This window comes from Methylobacterium sp. J-118, from assembly GCF_057836565.1.
Genome location: NZ_JBYQFA010000004.1, coordinates 1 through 19182 on the forward strand (window position 1 = coordinate 1; position 19182 = coordinate 19182).

Here is a 19182-nt window from a genome sequence, read left to right on the forward strand (position 1 = left end):
ATGGTCACTCCCTTGGGCGGGTCGTCCTCGGTCGAGGACATCGCCAGCAGTGGCGCGTCGAAGGTCGATGCCTTGCCCCAGTAAAGGGCTGGATGTGCGTTGAAGATCTGCAAGCCGCTCATCAGCAGGACGAGCAGGCAGAGCGCGTTGACCCAATGGGTGAGACGGATGACGACCGGGTGCCGGAACATCCAGCGCCGACGCTCGATCTCGGCGGTATCGGGTGCGGAGCGTACTAGGTAAGTGCGAGACACGTCGTGAGCCTCCTCGGTCAGGGCGAAGCAGGCTTCGATAGAAGGGCTCCTGTGGGAGCCCTCCCGAATGCTGGACCTAAATACCTCACATGCGGTGCATCATCCGCTTCTTCATCATGTGATGGCGCATCATCCGCTTATGCATCATGTGCTTCTTCATCATCATGCGATCGCCACGCATCATCTGCACCTGCGTGATGCCAGACTGATCGGCCTGTAAGCTGTTGACGGACATAGGGGCTGCCGAGGCAGCGCCGGCGCCGAGGGCGAAGCCGCCGAGCAGCGTAGCGGTCGCTAGGGTCAGCGTTATCTTCTTCATGCGAGATCTCCTTCAGAGCGCGGACTTATCGCCCGCATGGCTCGTGAAAGACTAAAACTATCGCCTAAGTTCCTAAGAGAGAACGATTTTTATCTGATAGAAAGCGGACAAAGATTACACAAAACCACCTTATACGGATGACGAGACGCGAAAGTTTCACGCGCGGATCAATTTTTTTACATTCTGCTATAAATATTGTGCTTGGCGCATGTTTTCGACTATTTTCTAATCTGCATTATTGACGAGCTTGACCGCGGCATCGCAGCCTGTCCTGTGGCGCCACGATTTCGCCGCAAATGGGAGGTGCTCGTGATCCGCTCGGCTCAACCAAAATGCGATACTGAGTATCAGGCCACCGCGAGCCCGCGCCGTGGGCTCCTCAAGGCCGCCGGCATCCTCGTCGCTTCAACAGCCTTCCTGGAGCTGAACCTCGCCGAAGCCTTCGCGCAGCGTGGCGCCACGCTCGCCGGCGGCACGGTCGACCTCGGCCAGGGTGACTTCGCCGTTCTCAACTACGCCTACGCTCTGGAGCAGCTGGAGGCCGCCTTCTACACCCAGGTGCTGCAGCAGCCCTACCGCGGGTTCAACCCCTCTGACGAGCAGAGCCTCACCGGCATCCAGAGCCACGAGGTCGCCCACCGCGAGTTCTTCCGCTCCGCACTCGGCGGCAACGCCATTCCCGACCTCCAGGTCGACTTCGGCCGGGTCAACTTCGCCAGCCGCCAGAGCGTGCTCGGCACCGCCCGCACCTTCGAAGATCTCGGGGTGGCCGCCTACAACGGCGCCGGCCAACTCCTGCGCAACCCGGACTTCCTCGCCAAGGCCGGCTCGATCGTCTCGGTGGAGGCGCGCCACGCCGCCACGATCCGCGACATGCTCAACCCTTACAGTGCGGCGTTCGCCGGCAACGACATCGTGGACGGCAACGGCCTCGACCGCGCGCTCGTGCCCTCGCAGGTGCTGCCCAAGGTGGTGCCGTTCGTCCTCACCCCAGTCAGCGCGAGCCAGCTGCCGTGATCGCCCGGCCGACGCTCGCCCCTGCCACAGAGGACGCCACCATGACCGCATCCACGCCTGCCGCTCCCACCCTGATCGAGACGCTCGATCCCGACATGACTGCCCGGATGACCTCGCGCCGAGGCCTGTTCACCCGTGCCGTCGGCACGCTCGGGGCGCTCGCCAGCGCGCCGACGGTGCTCGCCGTCGCCTCCACCGAAGTCTTCGCTCAGGGCCTGCCGGGACAGGTGGTGGACGTGCTCCGGTTCGCCCTGACCCTGGAGTACCTGGAGGCGGAGTTCTACCGCACGGCGCTGGCCACGCCCCACCTGATCCCGGCTCGCTACCGTGCCGTGTTCTCACAGCTCGCCAAGCACGAGGCCGCGCATGTGCGGTTGCTGCAGGGCGCGCTAGGCGCCGCCGCGATCCCGTCTCCGGCCTTCGACTTCACGGCCAAGGGCAAGTACCCGGACGTGTTCGCGAACTTCGACACGTTCACGACGCTGTCGAGCACGTTCGAGGACCTCGGCGTGGCGGCCTACAAGGGTCAGGCTGGCAACCTGCAGGGCACGCCGGTGCTGACGACGGCGCTACAGATCCACTCTGTCGAAGCGCGGCACGCGGCAGAGGTGCGGCGGGTGCGCGGTTATGTCGGTTGGGACGGCGCCTTCGACGCGCCCTTGACCAAGGCAGCGGTGCTGGCCGCAGCTACGCCCTTCTTGGCCGGCGGCGCCTGAGCGATATGGGGCTTACGAAGTGAGGCTGTGGCGGGGCCGCTCGGTGGTCCGCCGCAGCTTGAATTTGAGAGAGCCTGTTCGCGAGCAGGCACGCCGCTTAATGAGCGGGGGTGGCCAAACGGTCAGATCTTCGTGTTGATCTCCCGTAGCCGGATATTGCCGACCGCTCGTGCTCCTGCCGCCGTGGCATAGGAGTAGGGTGACTGCTCCAATCGCTGGCCGTCAACCGACGTAATGATCCATCGGAAGCATCCCGCATGGGCGGTGCAGGGCACTACGCTCACACGATTGGACCGAGAGGCAAGGTACGACACCGGGAGCCTATGATTACGAGTCATCTGCCCTTTACGAGGCGCGAGACGATCGAGTTTCAGATCTGGTGCCGTGACTGGAGGTACGCCAACGGGATGACGATCGGCTAGGCAGGCTCGACCCCGCCGCCCGATCCGATAACAGGCTGGCCGGGCGAGCCGTGATGATATGGCCGCCCGGCCAGCGACCCCAGTCGGCAAGCTGGGTCGGCGGTGCTAATCGGTCCGATGCCTCTCAGCTCTCCCAATCTCCGGCAGCGCTCTATAGTTTATAGCCGCCGACTGACTTCCCGTTACGCCTCAACCAGCGAGCGGATGCGGGCAGCCATGGTCTCGATCGGAAACGGCTTGGTCAGAACCGCCATACCAGGCGCGAGATGTCCATTGCCGAGCACAGCGTTTTCCGCGTAGCCGGTGATGAACAAAACCTTGAGGTCGGGGCGGCTTACCCGCGACGCGTCGGCCATCTGGCGGCCATTCATACCGCCGGGCAGGCCCACATCTGTCACCAGCAAGTCGATGCGCACGTCCGATTGCAAAATCTTGAGGCCCGTAGCACTGTCACTCGCCTCGATGGCTGTGTAGCCAAGGTCTTCTAAGATGTCCGTGACGAGCATCCGCACAGTCGGCTCGTCGTCCACGATCAGCACCGTGGCACCCTGATCAGAGCGCGGCAGATCGGCGATCTTGGCCGCACCGGCGGCGTCCTCGACCTGACCGTAGTGGCGCGGCAGGTAGATGCACACCGTCGTGCCCTGGCCAACCTCCGAGTAGATCCGCACCTGGCCGCCCGACTGCTTGGCGAAGCCGTAGATCATCGACAGGCCCAGCCCCGTGCCCTCGCCGATGGGCTTGGTCGTGAAGAAAGGCTCGAACACCCTGGCGACCACTTCCGGCGGCATGCCGGTGCCGGTGTCGGTCACGCACATCGAGAGGTACTGGCCCTCCGGCATGTCATGCTTCCGGGCCGCCCGCTCATCCAGCCACTTGTTGGCGGTCTCGATGGTGATGCGGCCGCCGTCCGGCATCGCGTCGCGCGCGTTGATGCACAGGTTCAGGAGGGCGTTTTCGAGCTGAAGTGGATCCACCAGCGCAGACCACAGCCCGGACGCTCCGACCGCCTCGACGAGTATGCTTGGCCCGACGGTACGCCGGATCAGCTCCTCCATCCCGTTCACGAGCGCGTTCACGTTGGTGGGCTTGGGGTCGAGTGTCTGCCGGCGTGAGAAGGCGAGGAGGCGATGCGTGAGGGCCGCTGCTCGCCTGGTCGCTCCCTGCGCCGCTGTCATGTAGCGGTCGATGTCCTTGAGCCGGCCCTGCTGCATGCGAGTTTGCATCAGCTCAAGCGAGCCCGAGATGCCAGCGAGCAGATTGTTGAAGTCGTGCGCCAGACCGCCGGTGAGCTGGCCGACCGCTTCCATCTTCTGAGCCTGGCGCAACGCCTCCTCGATGACTGCGCGCTCGTCGAGCGCTTCGGCGACCCGGCCCTCCAGCGTCGCGTTCAGCTCGCGCAGCTGCGCCTCGCGGGCATGCAGCTCCTCCAGCCGCGCCCGCGCCTCGTACTGGCGTCGCCGGCCACGCAGGGCGGCGACGACACCGCTGATCAGAGTGGTCGGGTGGAACGGCCGCTCCAAGAAACTGACGTTGCCGAGAATGCGCGACAGCCGCGCGGCTGTCGGGTTGCGGTCCGCTCCGCCCTGACGGGTGAGCAGAATGAACGGCATGTCCGACCACGCCGGTTGCTCGGCTATCCAGCAGCTGAGCTGGGCGAGGTCGGCGGTCCGCACCGCCTCCTCCGTCAACAGCGCCGCCCCAGCGGTCTCGCCGAGGCTCCGCACCAGTCCAGGTAGGTCCGGCACGACCAGGGCTGAGATACCGCCCTCCGTGAGTAGACGCCGCGCCAGCTCGTCGTCGCGCCCGTGCGGTGCGAGGATCAGCACGCGCTCGGACAGCGGGTTGTTTGCGGCCGTCACGGCTGGTTGCTGTCGAGGAGCGTCTCGTCCTGTATCAGGGTGGGGATGCCGCGCAGCACGCCTTGGAACCTGCGTAGCGGCTCGCCGACCCGCAAGCCGGTTTTGGTGATGCGGTACTCGCGGATCGTGTCCTCGTGCGCCCCGGTGCGCTTCTTCATCACCGAGATGGCCCGGCGCACCTGACCCAGCGCCTCGAAGTAGCGCAGCAGAACCACCGTATCGGCGAGGTAGGTCACGTCGACCGGGCTCTGCATGTCGCCGACCAGCCCGTGCTGAGCCACGGTCAGGAAGGTCGTGGCGCCCTGGCGGTTGAGGTACTGCAGCAGCTCGTGCACGTGCAGGATGAGTGCGCCTTCCTCCGGCATCGCCGCCTGGTAGCCGTTGAGGCTGTCGATCACGACCATCTTGGCCTGCGCTTCGTCGACTTGGCGGCGCACGAGGTGGGCGAACTCGCCCGGCGACAGCTCGGCCGCGTCGACCTGCTCGATCGTCAGCTGGCCCCGGTCGCGCAGGCCGGCGAGGTCGAAGCCCATCGCCCGGGTCCGCTCCAGCAACAGTCCGAGTTCCTCGTCGAACACGAACATCGCTGCCTTCTCGCCCCGGGCAGCAGCGGCGACGATGTACTGGACCGTGAGCAACGACTTGCCGGTGCCGGCTGGCCCGAGGATCAGCGTGCTCGACCCGGTCTCGACCCCACCGCCGAGCAGGGCGTCGAGTTCGGCCACGCCGCTCCCGAGCTGGCGGCGGCTGAACGTCGTCTTGTGCTCCAAGGCGACGAGGCGTGGGAACACCTCCACCCCGCCGGTGGAAATGCTGAAGTCGTGGTAGCCGCCGCGGAAGCGCTGGCCGCGGTACTTCACCACCCGCAACCGACGCCGCTCGGCGCCGTAGTCGGGCGCTAACTCCTCCAGACGGACCACCGCGTGCGCGATGCTGTGCACGGTCCTGTTGTGGGCGTCGGAGGTGAGGTCGTCGAGCAGCAGCACGGTGGTACCGTACCGGGCGAAGTAGTGCTTGAGGGCGAGGAGCTGCCGTCGGTAGCGCAGCGAGTTGCCGGCGAGCAGGCGGATCTCGGACAGGCTGTCGAGCACGACGCGGACGGGCTTGACCGCCCCGACCTGCTCGAAGATCGCCCGGGTGGTCTCGCCGAGTTCGAGGTCGGAGGAGTACAGCAGGCTCTGCTGCTGTTCGGCATCGAGCAGGCTCTCGGGCGGGATCAGCTCGTAGACCTCGATGAGATCGCTGATCGTCCAGCCGTGCGAGCGGGTGGTCTCGCACAGCTCCTCACGCGTCTCGGACAGGCTGATGTACAGGCCGCGCTCGCCCCGGTGCGCGCCCTCGATCAGGAATTGTAGGGCGATCGTGGTCTTGCCCGTGCCGGGGCTTCCCTCCAGCAGATAGAGGCGGTCACGGGTGAAGCCGCCGCCAAGCACGTCGTCGAGGCCTGTGACGCCCAGCGCCGCTTTGCTGGTGGGTTCAGCGGGTGCGGGCATGGCCAGTCAGCTCTGTCTTGAGGGCCTCGGGCAAGGCGTAGGTGGGGATGCGTGGCAGCACCTCGGCTAGGTCGGCCGCGGCCCGAGCGAGGTCATGCGCCTGCTGGAGGCTCAGCCAGAAGTCGCCGGGCAAACCGGACAGACGGGCGAGGCGCACCGCCATGTCTGGGGTGACCGCGGCGGTGCCGGCTAGGACGCGGTGCAGGGTCTGCCGGCAGATGCCCAGCTCGCGTGAGGCTTGGGTAACCGACAGGCCGAGGCCGGGCAGCACTCGCTTACGCAGCACGGCTCCTGGATGCGGCGGGGTCGTCTCAGATCTGCGCATGGACGAGGCCTCTCGTACCGAGCCCGTAGCGTCAGACGCGACAGATGCCAATAGGCTAGCTCATGCGAGCAGCACGTTCGGACGTGCTGTTCTGAACCCGGGCTCAGGCCGCGTGCGCCAACCGCTGCTCGATCCAGTCCTGTGCCTCGTCGAGATCAACGAACGCGGGTGGGGTCACGGTGTTCACCCGCCCAAATCCCGCCTCCAGAAACCACTTCCCGGCCTCATCCTCATACTCGTCGGAGAGGCGCACCAGCACTGCCACCAAGGAGCCATCGTGGAACACCAGTCTGCTCTCCTGATCAGCATCCCCAGTCGCGACCTGGATAGGTTGGAGGCGTAGGCTCATGCGGCGGCTTGATCTCCCAGATGCAGATACTCGGACTTGAACTCCGCCAGTAGCTTGAGGCGTGGCAGGTCCAGGATCGTCAGGTGCCTCTGCTGAAGTTCAATCAGCCCTTCCGACCGAAGTTCCCGGAGCGAGCGGTTCACGTGCACGCTCGTCTGCCCCGTCGTGTCAGCGAGATCCTGTTGAGTAAGGGGTAGCTCGAAGCGGTTCCCGTCTGCCCGGCCGATTGCTCGCAAGCGCAGGTGCACCTCGCAGAACAGGTGCGCGAGCTGCTCCACGGTCGTGCGGCGGCCGACGTTCGACAGCCACTCGCGCAGGGTCGCCTCGTCCACCAGCTTAGACTTCCGCAGTGCGGCCGCGACGGCCGGACGTTGCAACAGGTCCCAGATCGTATCGGGCGCAATCCGCGCGACCCTGCAGGCCGACAGCGTACAGATCGAATGATCCATGGCTCTGAGCAGTGCCCCGTCCACGTCGCCCGCATCGCCAGGAATGAGGTAAGCCACGATCTGCCGCGTGCCGTTTCCCCGTAGCTTGTAGCGACAGGCGAAACCGTCCAGGATCAAGAACATGCCATCCGGCGGCTCGCCCTCGCGGATCAGATCCGTTCCAGCTGAGACAACCTGCGGGTTCTCGCTGATCTTCAGCAGCGCGGCTCGGTCCGCCTCCGGCAGCGGTACGAAGCCCTCCAGTTTGCGCAGGAATGGATTACCCGCAGCCTCAAGCTTGCTGTCCGCCATGATCCCCCGCGCCCTCCCGTGAGCCAGTCGGCTCATCGTGGTTCCCGTCATATGTTGGGACCGCACTTAGCTTAGGTTAGCTCGCGCGCAACCTGGTTCGGTTCCCCGGTGTGAAAGCCGACGTTCGGAGCTTTGTCGGAGATCACACGCAACGCTCGGCAGCATTGCCGCTGCTGTGACGCGGCAGTAGGCCGGTCGCACCGTCTGCACACTGTTCGGGGCGTGGGCGGCTGGGAGACGCGACCGTGCTCTTGCCTCGACGTAGGAAAGAGCCGTGGACCAGCCTCAACGGTCGAGTATCAGCAACCGTCTCCTGAAGATGCTGTCGGATGAGGATTTCACCCGGCTCGCTCCACACCTGCATCTCGTGGAACTGCCACTACAACACATGTTGATCGAAGCCAGCCAGCCGGTGGAGCACCTCTACTTCATCGAGAGCGGCATATCATCGATCACCAACGAGGGCTCGTTGGGTAGGGTCGAGATCGGCATCGTCGGCCGCGAAGGTGTGTCCGGTGCCGTGCCGGTGCTGACCGGCGGCGACCGCATCCCGAATGACCAGTACATGCAGCTACCCGGCGAGGGATACCGCATCGACGCGGACGTGCTGAGCGCGGCGGTCGAGGAGAGCCGCTCGTTGCGTCGGCTTCTGCTGCGGTACGTGCAGGTGGAGTTCGTGCAGGTGCGCCAGACCGCCTACGTCAACGCCACCTACACGATCGAGACCCGCCTCGCGCGCTGGCTACTGATGTGCCACGACCGGGTGGACGGCGACGAACTGCGGGTCAAGCACGAGTTCCTATCGATGATGCTCGGCGTTCAGCGCTCTGGCGTGACGCTGGCGTTGCAGAACCTGGAAGGCGGCCGCTGCATCCAGGCTCGGCGCGGGCGCATCACGGTGCTCGACCGCGAGCTTCTGGAGACGGTGGCCGATGGCAGCTACGGCCCGCCCGAGGCCGAGTACGCGCGGTTGATCGAGGGTGCCTGATGCCGCGCTACTTCCTCAACCTGCGCTACGGCCGGGACAAGCTGGCGATCGATCCGGAGGGCGAGGAGCTACCCGATCTGGACGCGGCGCGGTCACGAGCGCTGGAGGCGGCGCGGGATCTGATCGCGCGTACACGCTCGTACAGCGTGCGGGACTGGTTCACCTGCACCTTCGAGATCGTGGACACGGCGGGACACTCAGTACTCACGGTGCCGTTCAGCGACACCGTTCCAGACGTGGAGGACAGCGACACCGAGGCTACTTCGACGTGACGAGCCCGTCTCCGACCTACGAGTCATCCTCTCAAATCTGCGACGTGAAGATAGAAGGAGACTGGCGCCCGGTCAGCCTCGATGAGGCGGTAAGCCGCTATGCTCTGGCCGTGCAGTGCTGCCCGGCTTGCAATGGACGCGCGTCGATCAACGGCTCCTACAGCGGTCTCGGCTTCGGCAAGACGATCACACGCCGGAGAGCACACGGTGGCTGCCCGCCCAAGCCGGAGACGTTCTCGGGCGCACCATTGTCTCATCCGCAGGCACTTACCTGACTTCCGGCTCGGCCCCGCCGCCCAATCTGATCACGGGCTGGCGGGGGAGGTCGTCTATCTCACCGGCGTTCCAGCAGGATGCGCCAGCCGGGTTACGTCCGAGTGTACGGTGCCTCGCGCAGGGTGGCCGCGCGAGGTGAAGGAGTTGCGTGCGGCTTAGTACCCGTAGCCGCCGTAGTAGCCGTAGGGCCGGCGGTAGTAGCCATAGGGGCCGCCGTAGTAGCCCACGGGAGCGTAGCCGCCGTACCCGTAGCCGTAGCCGCCATAGGGATAGCCATAACCGCCGGCGAGGCCGTATCCGAGGGCCGCGCCCGTCGCCAAGCCAAGGCCTAATCCCACGCCACCGTAGCCATAGCCGCGGCCATAGCCGTACCCGCGACCGTAACCGCCATATCCCCCGCGGAAGCCACCATAGCCACCCCGAAAGCCGGCGCCGCGGAAGCCACCGCCAAATCCACCGCCGCGGAAGCCGCCGCCATGGAAGCCACCACCACCGAAGCCGCGTGCATCAGCGCCGGTTGGCACAAAGGCGAGGGCGGCTAGCAGCGCCGTCGAGGCAAGAGCAAGACGTCTCATCAGGATCATCTCCTATCCAGGAAGTGTGATCCATGAACTCGGTCGACCGCACGACGGATCCCATCGCCGAAAGCACGAGAAGTCGCAGATTTGTATCAAGTTATTGCTGAATAGACATAAAAACCCGACCAAGGGGAGATGATCCTTGGCCGGGCGCATCCGAGTCGAGCAGTACGGGGCGGTAGTACTCGACACGGTTGCTTGGCCAACTAGTAGTACGGGCACCAGTTCCCCGGCGTCGGCTGCTAATAAGACTCCGTAGCCAGTTGCCGCCAGCGGTCGAGCCGATACGCAACGCGGCTCGGGATGCAGGATGTCAGGGTCCGGTTAGCCGAAGCCCTGCGATGAGGGCCGGCGGTGGTCCCGGAATGGGAAGGGTCAGGCGCTCTTCAGATTGGCTGCGCTCTCCTTGCCGCTGCGCCGATCGGCCTCGACGTCGTAGGAGATCTTCTGCCCCTCGATCAGGTTACGCATCCCTGCGCGCTCGACGGCGGAGATGTGCACGAACACGTCCTTGCCGCCATCGTCAGGCTGGATGAAGCCGTAACCCTTGGTCTCGTTGAACCACTTCACAGTGCCGGTAGCCATAGAGGTATTTTGGTCGTCTTCGGCTTACCAAAGCGGCGTGCCGTCCTATGCCGGCGGCTTGTATGGCGACGGACGACTGAACGCCACCGTTCCATCTGCCTCTGTCGCAGTCTCGGGCATGAGGCACTTTGCCAAGCGACCAGGAGTGATTTCGAGCATCGGTTTGAGGGCGCGAGCATGGCCAAGCCGCCCTGGGGGAGCGATGACGTTCAGAGCCTTAAGGGGGAAGTGCTGCCGGACAGTTCGCAATGCAGGCGCCAAGTCCGAGTCGGCGCTGATGATGAGCGCGCGGTCATATCGATCAAGAAAGGCATCTGCTGTTATCTGTACAGCAATTGCCACATCAGTCTCTTTTTCCTCATGCCCAACCCATCGGGCGCCACATGCTCGGCACTGTTGTTTCTTCTCCTTAAAATGCCCGATAACACATTCAACTCTAGCGTGTCGCTGCGCCTTGATAAACTCTTGATGCCTAACAATGGACTCAACCTTCCACGTTGGCAGAGCAGTAAAGAAATAAACATTGGTCAGTGTTTCGTTGCTGCCACAAATATTAGAAGACAACTGGCGAAGATCTACCCACTTGAGGTGAGGTTTCTTAAGATCATCTATGGCGTGATAAAGATTGAAGCCGTCAATATAGGCAATTACACGCCGCATCAGGAAGCTCATGAAAACGAAAAGGCCGCAACCCCCGGAGGAATTGCGGCCTATCCACCGGGACATGCCACGGTGGGAGTGCGTGCCTGCTTAAATGCACACCGCGACGTGGCACGGCAAGGGACCGCGCGGGATTTCCCGCATCAAATGTAACGGCGCAACACCCAAGCCGGATCTACCCCTACCCCTTCCGCTCCCGGAACCGGATCCCGGCCCCGCCGCCGTTCTCGGGGATGAACTCCAGGCCGGCGTTCACGGCACCAGCCCCACGAGCCCGACGACAGCCAGAGCCGTGACGATCGCGGTGAAGCCCACCAGCGAACCCGTGCCGCCGATCTTGGCCTGAACCCGGCGCCTCACCGGCCCGGCGCCTTCCTGGCGAACTCCCAGACCGGGATGCCCCAGACCTGACCTTGCTTGGTCCGGTAGCCTGAGCCGTCTACAAACACGACCCTGGTGGGCTACACCGCCAAAGCCTTGCTCCCGGAGACCATCATCACCCCGCAGTAGTCGATCCGCAGCCTTCCATGCTCTGGATGAAACGCGAACAGCTCGGCCGCTGTCCAACCGAGCGCATGGGCCTCAGCCCCGAGCCGGTCGCAGAAATCGATGGCAGCCTCGCGGATCGGCACCCAGCGGGTGGGTGTCAGATACCGGCACGGTGAGGCGTGCGGGGATAGATCCTCAAGGGCGCTGCGCCACACGACAGCGGCGTTCAGGAGCATGGTGGGCGCGAAATCGGAAGTCATACGGCCGAGCTACGGGAGCGAGACCAGGAACGCTATGCGACGGAAAAGCGGGGGCGCCCTGCGGGCGACGAGCGGCGGCCCGAGCCAGCACCCTTGATCCCGCCTGACGGCGGACGGCTGCGCCGTCTCGATGATACCGAAGGAATTCAGGCCGCAAGCCACGTCAGCAGATTGGCGGCCGCACTCCGGCTCAGACCGAACCGACCTTGTAGCGCGTTGGCGAGCTGCGGACGGCTGATGCCGATCTGACGGGCGACCGCCTCCTGTGTCATCTGCCGGACCCGCTGCGCATCGCGGACCGCACGCACGAGGTCGTCCGGCAGGACCCCGCCGGCATAGTCGCTGAGGGGAGCACCGATCTGTCTCCACTCCCCGCCCCCAAGCATGTCAGGGTGCTCAAAAACTCCTTCCTCCGGTAGCGGCAGCGCGACGGCACGACCGGACGGGATCGCCCTTACCTTGGCTCCGGGCGCATGACCGACAGCGCCGACGCTCGGGATCGGGCGGTGCTTCCTCGCTGGACCCTGTACGGTCCGTTCTGTGACGTGAGACTGGTCCGTGGCGGGCTTAAGATGCTTCGCATCTGGTGCCGACGAAACAGTCTCACGGTCCCGGATCTGGGCGGGGAGGGCGCCGGTTTTCTGGTGCCGGAAGTAGGTTGCCCGGCTCATCCCGAGTGTCGTCCATGGCTCAAGCTGAGCTTTCGACTGTTCCCTTGGCGTGGCCCCTTTGGCGATGCGGCGAGCCTTCGCCAGCTCGGCTTCCCGAGCGCGCTGGTAGGCCACGAACTTCCGCGGCGTCATGCCGGCCGGGCGGATACGCGTGATCCGCGCTCGTTCCCGTTCGTCTACCGTGAGGCGCAACAGGTCGCCCAATGCCTGCGCGGACCACCAGAGCCGTTGCCGCCCGTCGCGCTCCCGAGCCTCGGCGATGCCCTCGCGGATGGCGCCGCGGTCGAGACGAGGGACGATGACGCGGCACCAACCGGCGACGCTTTCCTCAAGATCCTCGGCGAGGGAGCCGCCGGCCTTCGCGATGATCCAGGGGAGGGCGGCGCGCAAGTAGGCTTCCCCGTCGTCCGTATCGCAGGGGCCGCGGTGGCGAAGCTGTATCAGGCTGCCGATCTCGTGGAGCGTCTGACGGTCGCCCGTCCAATTTGAGCGGCGGTTTCGGGGTGCCCGGATCTTTCGCTCAAGGGCGAGGGCCTGGCTCTGCGCCCGGCCCCGCTCCACCGCCTCGGCCGCGATCCGGTCGAAGATGTCGAACATCCGTGGCGGTTCGCGAACGTGGCGGGCCATCAGGCGGCTCCAAGTTCGAGGCTGAGTTGCACCGGCTTCCGGTACGGCACCAGTGCGGGGAGAAGCGAGACCCGTTCATCGAGCAGCCGCCGGGTGTGGTTGATCAGTGAGACTAATTCGTCGTGGTCCCTGAAGCCGCGCTCGAACCAGAGATGCGCACCGATCGCTTCATCCGAGACATAGGCCCCGCCGTGCGCGTCGCTGCGCTGGCCGAGAACATCGGCGGCAGTCTGAGCGATGGAACGGGTTAGAGCGTCCTGCACGCTGGTCTCTCGGCAGCTATGGCTAATCTGAACCTTTTGGCTGACGCCTCAAGGTAGCGTTGTTCACCTGACCGGCCCCTTCAGTAGCAAGGGCAACCCCGCTGAGACATTCGGAGCCCTGCCGCTGGGATTGGCTGGATAGAGCATCCTGCGCTTTGTCTCGGCCGGGATCACTAGAGTGTTACCCTTGCCGTCCGGGTAGGCTGAGTCCCGGATCACGACTTTTGTAGCCCAATCCATGCTCAGCGGGTTTTTGCGCAGTCCTACGTCGTGAGCCGCTCGTTCGATAACTGCGGCAGTATCTGTGAGTCCTTCCGCTTCATACAGCTCGCGGTAATACTGGGATTGGCCGCCCTTGTTTCTTTTGTGTTCGTGGTACATCGTAGTAATAGCTGGATCAGTGACTTCGCTTAAAAAAGGCGCGAGCCCATCGTTCCCACGCATCCACCCGTACATATCAACTCTTGTCACTTGACGATCAGGGTTGATGTTCTCAAGCCGGACGATGCAAGCAGACAGAATTGCTTCGACGTGCTTATCAATTTGGTATGATGGAAATCCTTTCTTGCCGGCCCCTGCGAAATAGTTATCGAGAAGACTGCGCTGATCGTCTTTAATGCTCCGTAACAAGCAGTAAGCCTCATGCGCGAGACGAAGGCGTGGGTTATCTTCACGCTGAAAAGGCGATGCTTCGTTCTGAAAAACTTCTCGTGTCAGCGTTGTGAGGAAAGACAGTATGCAAGCAAGGCGCCCCTGATCTGAGGTCTGATCATCACTTAGAACGGCCGGATCAAGGTCCCACGCGGCGCGGAATAGCGCCAACGTCTCGTTCTTGAAAACCCGAAAATCAGTCTCCTTGATTTTACCGCGCTCAGACACCTGCATACCTTGCGCCTGCTGCTTGGCCTTGGCCTTGGCGTGTGCTCGTCTCTTCGCCCGATCCTGAGAAGTCTGCTTCGGCATGCTGCATTTCCACCGGTTGCCAGGATGTTCTAGTGCCGCTTCTCGCCTATGGGCGCGCGGGAGCCTTTCAGTCAGTCAGTGTTCTTCGCGGGTGCCGTCTTTGCGGAGACGAAAGCGGACGCCTGCGCCCCCGCCATTCTCGGGGGTGAAATCAATGCCGGCCTCTCGCAAGGCGCGCTCTATGCCAGCCAAATTGTTGTGGCTCGGTACCCGCCGTCCGCGCTCGAAATCCCGGATCGTTGACAGCCCGAGGTGAGCCGCCGCCGCAAGCTGCTCTTGCGACCAATCTAACAGAGCGCGGGCTGCGCGAGACAAGGCAGGTGTCAGCATAGCGAGAGAATAGCGGATCATATTTTTTCGTCAACTAGCCCACAAAGGCGTTGACAAGCGACTGTCATATCATCAATCTCATTTTCAACGTATTGATATGACGGACGACGCAAATGTCCCACCGCACCGTCTCTTGGACCCGCCTCTCCCGCTCGCTGCATGACAGCAAGCCCAAGATCCCCGCCGGCCTTCTCAGCGCCCGCGCCCTCATCCAGTTCGGCGCCCGCACCCGTCCCCTCGCCACCGCCGGTCGCTACGACCGCGCCGCCATCATGGCCGCGGCCTGCAAGGCTGCCACCGGCATTCAGGAGCGCTGCGGCGTCTCCCGCGCCGAGGCCCTGTCCTCCGCCCTCAAGGCCGCCTGGCAGGTCGCCAAGGCCGCCCGCCGCGCCGCCGCTCACTGACCCCCTGAGTCCAGAAGCCGTTTTTGGGCCTCTGAGCGCCTGAAAGCCGCGTTCGCTCAGTGACTTGGGCGAGCGAGTCCACCCTCACTACCGACCCACCGCCACGAGCCCTCACCGGAGCCCGAACGATGACCTATGCCCGCATCCCGAATTTCTCTCAGCCTGTCCCGGTGCGCAGCACCAGCGTCCGCACCGGTCGCCGTCAGATCCCACTGGATCGCCGCTACCTGAACCTGCCCAATGAGCCCGTGCCTGGCGGCATTGAGCCGTGGGAGGCCGTGGCACCGGTCCGCCCCGACACGGCGCACAGCCGCAGCCTCCGCTTCCTCGACGTCGCCGGCGAGCTGCTGGCCGCCTTCGCCATCATCGGCGGCGGCATGGTCCTGACCGGCCTCGCCTCCCTGCTCTGAACCCAGCCCGCACCCCGAGCGGGCCGGTCGCCCGCGTCCCTCATCCGAGGATCCCGCGATGCCCTTCCGCGACACCCTCAAGCGGCTCATCGGCCGCACACCGCAGGCCCCGACCTTGCGAGACCGCGCCGCCGACCTGCGCGCCAGCCTCAACCGCCGCGCAGTCGTCGCCGGATCGGTCGCTGCTGCCGTGCCGCTGCCGGTGATCGCCGCGCCTGCCGTGACCGCGCTCACCCAGCCACACCCCGACGCTGAACTGCTGGAGCTCGCCGAGCGGTGGCTGGAAGCCCGCGACGCTGAGGAAGCGGTGAGGGAGGCATGGAGCGTCGCCTACAACCAAGTCTACGCCATCATCGTCACCTGCCCCTCCGAGCTATTCGCGACCCACGACGATCGGACGTGTACCAACGCCGGCTGGCGCTGGCCGACGCTGCTGGGCGTGAGCCTTCGGCACGTCGCCCTCGATTGGGGGACCCCCGAGGGCCACACCGAGCAGGCCTGGACCGGCAAGGCGCTGCGCATCGCTATCGCTCGCGCCGTTCAGATGTTCGGCCGCGGGGGTAAGACGCCGGGACGGATCAGGCGCTGGAAGGCCCTGCTGCCGATCGCTGATGCCTTCGACGCCCAGGTGGAGGCGATCGAGACCGCGACCGACTACCGGCGCCTCAGACAAGCCCGCCGGGATGCAGAGGACGCGTTCCGAGATCTCAACCGCGAGGTCGGCCGGCACGTCGCTACCACACCCGAGGGTATGGCCGCGCTGGTTCGGGTGATCGGCCGCTACTCATGGAAGGACACGGGCGGCGCCTGGCCGAACCTGCTGCGCAGCGCCGCCAACGTCGCCGGTATCGACCTAGGCAGCCTTGAGCACGAGCACGCCTCGACGCGCGCCGATCGCGCCTGACGCCGCCACCGCGCGGCGCTCGTCCCGCCGCGTCTCCCGTCATCCTGTGATCCTTGGAGGCCGCCCGTGTCCCCTCTCAAGCTGTCCAATCCGTTCCACCGTGCCGGCACTGCGCCTTCGCTCAAGCGTCGCGCGGCCGCGCTGAAATCCGACCTTCTCAGCCTGGCGGCCCGACCGGCGAGGCCGAACCCGCTACCTTCGCCCGGCTCGCCGGAGGCCGTCGAGGCTTGGCGCCGGGCCTGCACCGAGTTCGACCGGCTGACGTTCCTGTCTGAGGCCGAGTATGCCGCCTTGCGCATCGGCGACAGCTTCACGCTCTGGACCACGGATTGGGTGAAGGCTGCCCAGCGCGGCGAGTTCACCCGGTTCTCAACCCGCGAGATGCCGGCCGCGAAGGCTAAGACCGCCGCCGAGTTGGCCGACCTTCTCGTCATCACCACCCGCCGGGATCTGCGGTTCGCCGAGGCGCAGCGGCAGACAGCCATCCGCGAGCTGTACGCCTTGGCCTACCCCGACGGCGAGGACCCGGCACTCGAGCCTGATCCGATCCACTCCGCGATCGCCGAGAGCTACCGCGCCGAGGACGCGATGAGGGCATTCGGGCTGGACCCCGCCTCGACCGCGCGGCCGAACTGGTTCCTGCGTGAACGGGCGCTGACGGAGGCGCAATCCAAGGCCCGGAACGACGTGTGGCTGACCACGCCGACTACCCGGGCCGGTCGCCTCGCCCTGGTCGACTACGCCCGGTTTCAGGTCGCACTGTTCACCGGCGCCAGTGTCGAGGATCCCGACTGCCCGGCCTACCTGTTCCGGGAGATCATGGGCGCCGTCACCGCGGCGTTCGAGGCTGACTGCGCCCCGCCGAACGCCAGCGCAACGCACGACCTGTCCGGCTGCGACCTCGCCCAGCTCGCCCGCCTCTACGAGACTTGGGAGGGCGTGTTCCACCACCTGACCGGCGCCAGCGAGATCCCGTGCTTCACCGCCGATCGATACAGCGGGCGCACGCCGGCCGGCGAGGTGCTGGATCGTGAGTACGACCGGGCGAGCGCCTTCCTCAGCGCCATCGCCGACGAGATCAGGGGCCGCACGGCGACCACCGCCGACGAGCGCAACGAGCGCTTGGGCGTGCTCATCCGGGACGAACTGAACACCAACGGCCGACCGGTCAACGATGCTCTGTTCGCCGAGCTGAACGCCCAGCACGAGTGCTGAGCCTCCCTCCCGTAGCCGTGCGTACCGCCCCGGCCGGATCCCGCCGGGGGACTACCGGTCCAACCCCACCGAGACCCAAGCCATGAGCAAAGTCGTGATGTTCCCGGGCCGCCCGAGCCTGCCCGCCGCCAAGCCGATCCCGCGGGAGGAGTTCGAGCGCTTAGCCGAACTCGCCCTCGACATCGTGGACCGCATCGTCGCCATCCTAGATGAGGGCGACGGGGATCCTGACCGTGAGGACGGGGGAGAAGCGGAACCCAGCCTCGGGGCGCCCGAGAACCATCACGGTTCGCAGGTGGTCTGGCTTCGGGGCACGGACCGCGACCTTGAGGCCGAGTGATGCCAACGAGGCTGCCGAGACAGACGCCAACCCTCAGGGAGGGGATCCGGTTGGCCATCCTGCTCGCGGCCTTCCACTGGCATGGCCTACGGAGGCGGGCCGCAGCACGCCGCATGGCTCAGATCGGGACGGACCGTGACCTTGCCAAATGGCAGAGGGCTGCAACGCGATGGCTCGCTTGTAGCGATCGGATCACCGCCTTGCTCGCGGATCTGGAGCCGCCGGAAGCGTGCCAGTTGCGTGATAGGCTGGCCAAGAGCCGGAGGCTCCAGCAGGGATAGCCACATAGCCGCCACGGGCTAAGTTTCTCTTAGGGGTACGCGCCAAGTGCGTACCCTTCATGCCGGCAAGCTCACGGTAGGCCACGGCAGCGAGAGGTAGATGACGGCATCAGTACGGCAGCGGCTACGGTAAGAGCAGGGGTATCCCACCACACGCACTGATGGTGCATGTAAGCTCATCACGACTGTGCCGGCTTGGCCGCGCCAAGACCGATCGCCCCCAGGGGAGTTATTCGCCGAGAACTGAGACAATCGCTTCAATAGGCAGGAGGGGCGTCGACCTCAGACTGCACAACAGGGGCGTTGATGCCATATTTCCGCAACACGTCTACGACAACTCTTCTAAATTCTGGACCAGATGAAGGACTTACATACACCCTTTCTATAGCACTATTGATATTACACTTAATATAAAGTCCTTTTTCATCCGCCCGCTCAATCCAGTCGTACTTTGTAAAAGTATTAGGCCACGCATACAATACAGCGCGCACTTCGTTCTCGTGCTGGAATGACTTTCTTTTATTGATCGACTGCCACAAGATGTTGTCCAAACCGATATAATCTTTCCTATAATCAATGTATTTAACTTTTCCAACGAATATTTCGTCAGGAAGTCCATTTAATAGCTTATCAAATGTTGTGCAAATCGCAATCGATTCTGATTGTGCCGTATATAGTTTCCACATTGCACTGGACTCTTCTTCGTTGAGGTGCCAGCAGTTAACGTAAAAGCTTTTTCTGCTCTCTTTCGCATCTAATAGTTGCTGTAATAGCACAGCCCTAAGATCGCTAAAATCTCTCTCAATTTCTTCCTTCGGTAAATGGATCATTGACTTTAGTGTAATTAGATCGATGTTATCATGCATCGGCTTTGTAAATACACCTTCATACTGATCTTCGAAACCATCGAGGCGCCTGAAATACAATGCGCCTCTTTGAACAATTGATAGTAACTTCCCTAAGTTCATGTAGCGCCACAGCAGCGAGCGCGGATCTTCGGGGGCTTCAAAACAGTAATGAGGTTCACGTGGCACGGATCCGCCTTTCGTCGGCTGATAGCAACATATGTGAAACCGCTCCGATAACCCTGGGCATCGAATTGGCATTAGGCAAGGCTGAGCGACGGCTCTCAAGCCTTCGTCATATTATCCGGTCGCAGACCCTCACCG

Annotated in this window: 26 protein-coding genes; 10 read left to right on the forward strand and 16 right to left on the reverse strand. The window is 64.2% G+C overall.

Annotated elements, in window-relative coordinates; genetic code table 11:
- Both AC3IF3_RS29430 and AC3IF3_RS29435 read right to left on the reverse strand, forming a co-directional pair.
- On the reverse strand, window positions 1-191 hold a 191-nt coding region (locus tag AC3IF3_RS29430), incomplete at its 3' end, for a cytochrome b/b6 domain-containing protein (RefSeq protein WP_489231613.1).
- A 148-nt stretch (window positions 192-339) separates the two neighbouring features.
- Complete coding sequence (locus tag AC3IF3_RS29435; RefSeq protein ID WP_489231545.1) at window positions 340-573, reverse strand: hypothetical protein; 234 nt, start codon at window positions 571-573, stop codon at window positions 340-342.
- A 309-nt stretch (window positions 574-882) separates the two neighbouring features.
- On the opposite strand from AC3IF3_RS29435, the gene AC3IF3_RS29440 reads away from it, so the two are divergent.
- On the forward strand, window positions 883-1590 hold the full coding sequence (locus tag AC3IF3_RS29440) for a ferritin-like domain-containing protein (protein ID WP_489231546.1): 708 nt from the start codon (window positions 883-885) through the stop codon (window positions 1588-1590).
- A gap of 41 nt (window positions 1591-1631) precedes the next feature.
- Window positions 1632-2306 (forward strand): ferritin-like domain-containing protein, encoded by a 675-nt coding sequence (locus AC3IF3_RS29445; RefSeq protein WP_489231547.1) that lies wholly within the window; start codon window positions 1632-1634, stop codon window positions 2304-2306.
- A gap of 604 nt (window positions 2307-2910) precedes the next feature.
- Here AC3IF3_RS29445 and AC3IF3_RS29450 read toward each other — a convergent pair.
- From AC3IF3_RS29450 to AC3IF3_RS29470, 5 genes are all read right to left on the reverse strand, one after another.
- Window positions 2911-4590: an ATP-binding protein gene (locus tag AC3IF3_RS29450; RefSeq protein ID WP_489231548.1), complete on the reverse strand. Its 1680-nt coding sequence runs from the start codon at window positions 4588-4590 to the stop codon at window positions 2911-2913.
- Complete coding sequence (locus AC3IF3_RS29455; RefSeq protein ID WP_489231549.1) at window positions 4587-6083, reverse strand: ATPase domain-containing protein; 1497 nt, start codon at window positions 6081-6083, stop codon at window positions 4587-4589. Before AC3IF3_RS29455 ends, AC3IF3_RS29450 begins: the two co-directional genes overlap by 4 nt.
- Window positions 6067-6408, reverse strand: coding sequence for a HigA family addiction module antitoxin (locus AC3IF3_RS29460; RefSeq protein WP_489231550.1), 342 nt, complete (start codon window positions 6406-6408; stop codon window positions 6067-6069). Before AC3IF3_RS29460 ends, AC3IF3_RS29455 begins: the two co-directional genes overlap by 17 nt.
- A gap of 103 nt (window positions 6409-6511) precedes the next feature.
- A complete protein-coding gene (locus tag AC3IF3_RS29465) occupies window positions 6512-6694 on the reverse strand; it encodes a hypothetical protein (RefSeq protein ID WP_489231552.1) in 183 nt (60 codons plus the stop codon).
- Window positions 6695-6753: 59 nt separating this feature from the next.
- Window positions 6754-7497, reverse strand: coding sequence for a Crp/Fnr family transcriptional regulator (locus AC3IF3_RS29470; RefSeq protein ID WP_243923843.1), 744 nt, complete (start codon window positions 7495-7497; stop codon window positions 6754-6756).
- Between the two features lie 274 nt (window positions 7498-7771).
- On the opposite strand from AC3IF3_RS29470, the gene AC3IF3_RS29475 reads away from it, so the two are divergent.
- Genes AC3IF3_RS29475 through AC3IF3_RS29485 form a run of 3 tightly spaced genes read left to right on the forward strand, consistent with a single transcriptional unit; the run spans window position 7772 to window position 9032 of the window.
- The gene (locus AC3IF3_RS29475; protein ID WP_489231553.1) at window positions 7772-8485 is read left to right on the forward strand and encodes a Crp/Fnr family transcriptional regulator; all 714 of its coding nucleotides are present in this window, start codon (window positions 7772-7774) and stop codon (window positions 8483-8485) included.
- Window positions 8485-8757, forward strand: a complete 273-nt coding sequence (locus AC3IF3_RS29480) for a DUF6894 family protein (RefSeq protein ID WP_243917327.1) — start codon at window positions 8485-8487, stop codon at window positions 8755-8757. The genes AC3IF3_RS29475 and AC3IF3_RS29480 overlap by 1 nt, the downstream gene beginning before the upstream one ends.
- Window positions 8754-9032: a hypothetical protein gene (locus AC3IF3_RS29485; protein WP_489220762.1), complete on the forward strand. Its 279-nt coding sequence runs from the start codon at window positions 8754-8756 to the stop codon at window positions 9030-9032. Before AC3IF3_RS29480 ends, AC3IF3_RS29485 begins: the two co-directional genes overlap by 4 nt.
- Before the next feature lie 156 nt (window positions 9033-9188).
- On the opposite strand, the gene AC3IF3_RS29490 is transcribed toward AC3IF3_RS29485, so the two are convergent.
- The 8 genes from AC3IF3_RS29490 to AC3IF3_RS29525 form a co-directional block, all read right to left on the reverse strand.
- Window positions 9189-9353 carry a hypothetical protein gene (locus AC3IF3_RS29490; RefSeq protein WP_489231554.1) on the reverse strand — a complete coding sequence of 55 codons (165 nt, stop codon included), beginning with the start codon at window positions 9351-9353 and terminating at the stop codon, window positions 9189-9191.
- Between the two features lie 633 nt (window positions 9354-9986).
- Window positions 9987-10196 carry a cold-shock protein gene (locus tag AC3IF3_RS29495; RefSeq protein ID WP_243917323.1) on the reverse strand — a complete coding sequence of 70 codons (210 nt, stop codon included), beginning with the start codon at window positions 10194-10196 and terminating at the stop codon, window positions 9987-9989.
- A gap of 45 nt (window positions 10197-10241) precedes the next feature.
- Entirely contained in the window at window positions 10242-10922 is a 681-nt protein-coding gene (locus AC3IF3_RS29500) for an NYN domain-containing protein (RefSeq protein WP_489231556.1), read from the reverse strand.
- 395 nt (window positions 10923-11317) lie between these two features.
- On the reverse strand, window positions 11318-11605 hold the full coding sequence (locus AC3IF3_RS29505; protein WP_489231557.1) for a hypothetical protein: 288 nt from the start codon (window positions 11603-11605) through the stop codon (window positions 11318-11320).
- Between the two features lie 146 nt (window positions 11606-11751).
- Window positions 11752-12873 (reverse strand): transcriptional regulator, encoded by a 1122-nt coding sequence (locus AC3IF3_RS29510; protein ID WP_489231558.1) that lies wholly within the window; start codon window positions 12871-12873, stop codon window positions 11752-11754.
- Window positions 12874-12902: 29 nt separating this feature from the next.
- On the reverse strand, window positions 12903-13166 hold the full coding sequence (locus AC3IF3_RS29515; RefSeq protein ID WP_489231559.1) for a hypothetical protein: 264 nt from the start codon (window positions 13164-13166) through the stop codon (window positions 12903-12905).
- Window positions 13167-13229: 63 nt separating this feature from the next.
- Window positions 13230-14129: a hypothetical protein gene (locus tag AC3IF3_RS29520; protein ID WP_489231561.1), complete on the reverse strand. Its 900-nt coding sequence runs from the start codon at window positions 14127-14129 to the stop codon at window positions 13230-13232.
- A 75-nt stretch (window positions 14130-14204) separates the two neighbouring features.
- Entirely contained in the window at window positions 14205-14480 is a 276-nt protein-coding gene (locus AC3IF3_RS29525) for a helix-turn-helix domain-containing protein (protein WP_489231562.1), read from the reverse strand.
- A gap of 92 nt (window positions 14481-14572) precedes the next feature.
- Between AC3IF3_RS29525 and AC3IF3_RS29530 the strand changes: the two genes are divergently transcribed.
- The 5 genes from AC3IF3_RS29530 to AC3IF3_RS29550 all read left to right on the forward strand — a co-directional run bounded on the left by AC3IF3_RS29530 (window position 14573) and on the right by AC3IF3_RS29550 (window position 17732).
- The gene (locus AC3IF3_RS29530; RefSeq protein WP_489231563.1) at window positions 14573-14863 is read left to right on the forward strand and encodes a hypothetical protein; all 291 of its coding nucleotides are present in this window, start codon (window positions 14573-14575) and stop codon (window positions 14861-14863) included.
- Window positions 14864-14991: 128 nt separating this feature from the next.
- A complete protein-coding gene (locus AC3IF3_RS29535; RefSeq protein WP_489231564.1) occupies window positions 14992-15273 on the forward strand; it encodes a hypothetical protein in 282 nt (93 codons plus the stop codon).
- 58 nt (window positions 15274-15331) lie between these two features.
- Window positions 15332-16177: a hypothetical protein gene (locus AC3IF3_RS29540; RefSeq protein ID WP_489231565.1), complete on the forward strand. Its 846-nt coding sequence runs from the start codon at window positions 15332-15334 to the stop codon at window positions 16175-16177.
- A gap of 66 nt (window positions 16178-16243) precedes the next feature.
- Window positions 16244-17392: a hypothetical protein gene (locus tag AC3IF3_RS29545; RefSeq protein ID WP_489231567.1), complete on the forward strand. Its 1149-nt coding sequence runs from the start codon at window positions 16244-16246 to the stop codon at window positions 17390-17392.
- Window positions 17393-17474: 82 nt separating this feature from the next.
- Window positions 17475-17732, forward strand: coding sequence for a hypothetical protein (locus AC3IF3_RS29550; protein ID WP_489231568.1), 258 nt, complete (start codon window positions 17475-17477; stop codon window positions 17730-17732).
- A 538-nt stretch (window positions 17733-18270) separates the two neighbouring features.
- Here AC3IF3_RS29550 and AC3IF3_RS29555 read toward each other — a convergent pair.
- Window positions 18271-19047 (reverse strand): DUF2971 domain-containing protein, encoded by a 777-nt coding sequence (locus AC3IF3_RS29555; RefSeq protein ID WP_489231569.1) that lies wholly within the window; start codon window positions 19045-19047, stop codon window positions 18271-18273.
- Window positions 19048-19182: the final 135 nt, after the last annotated feature.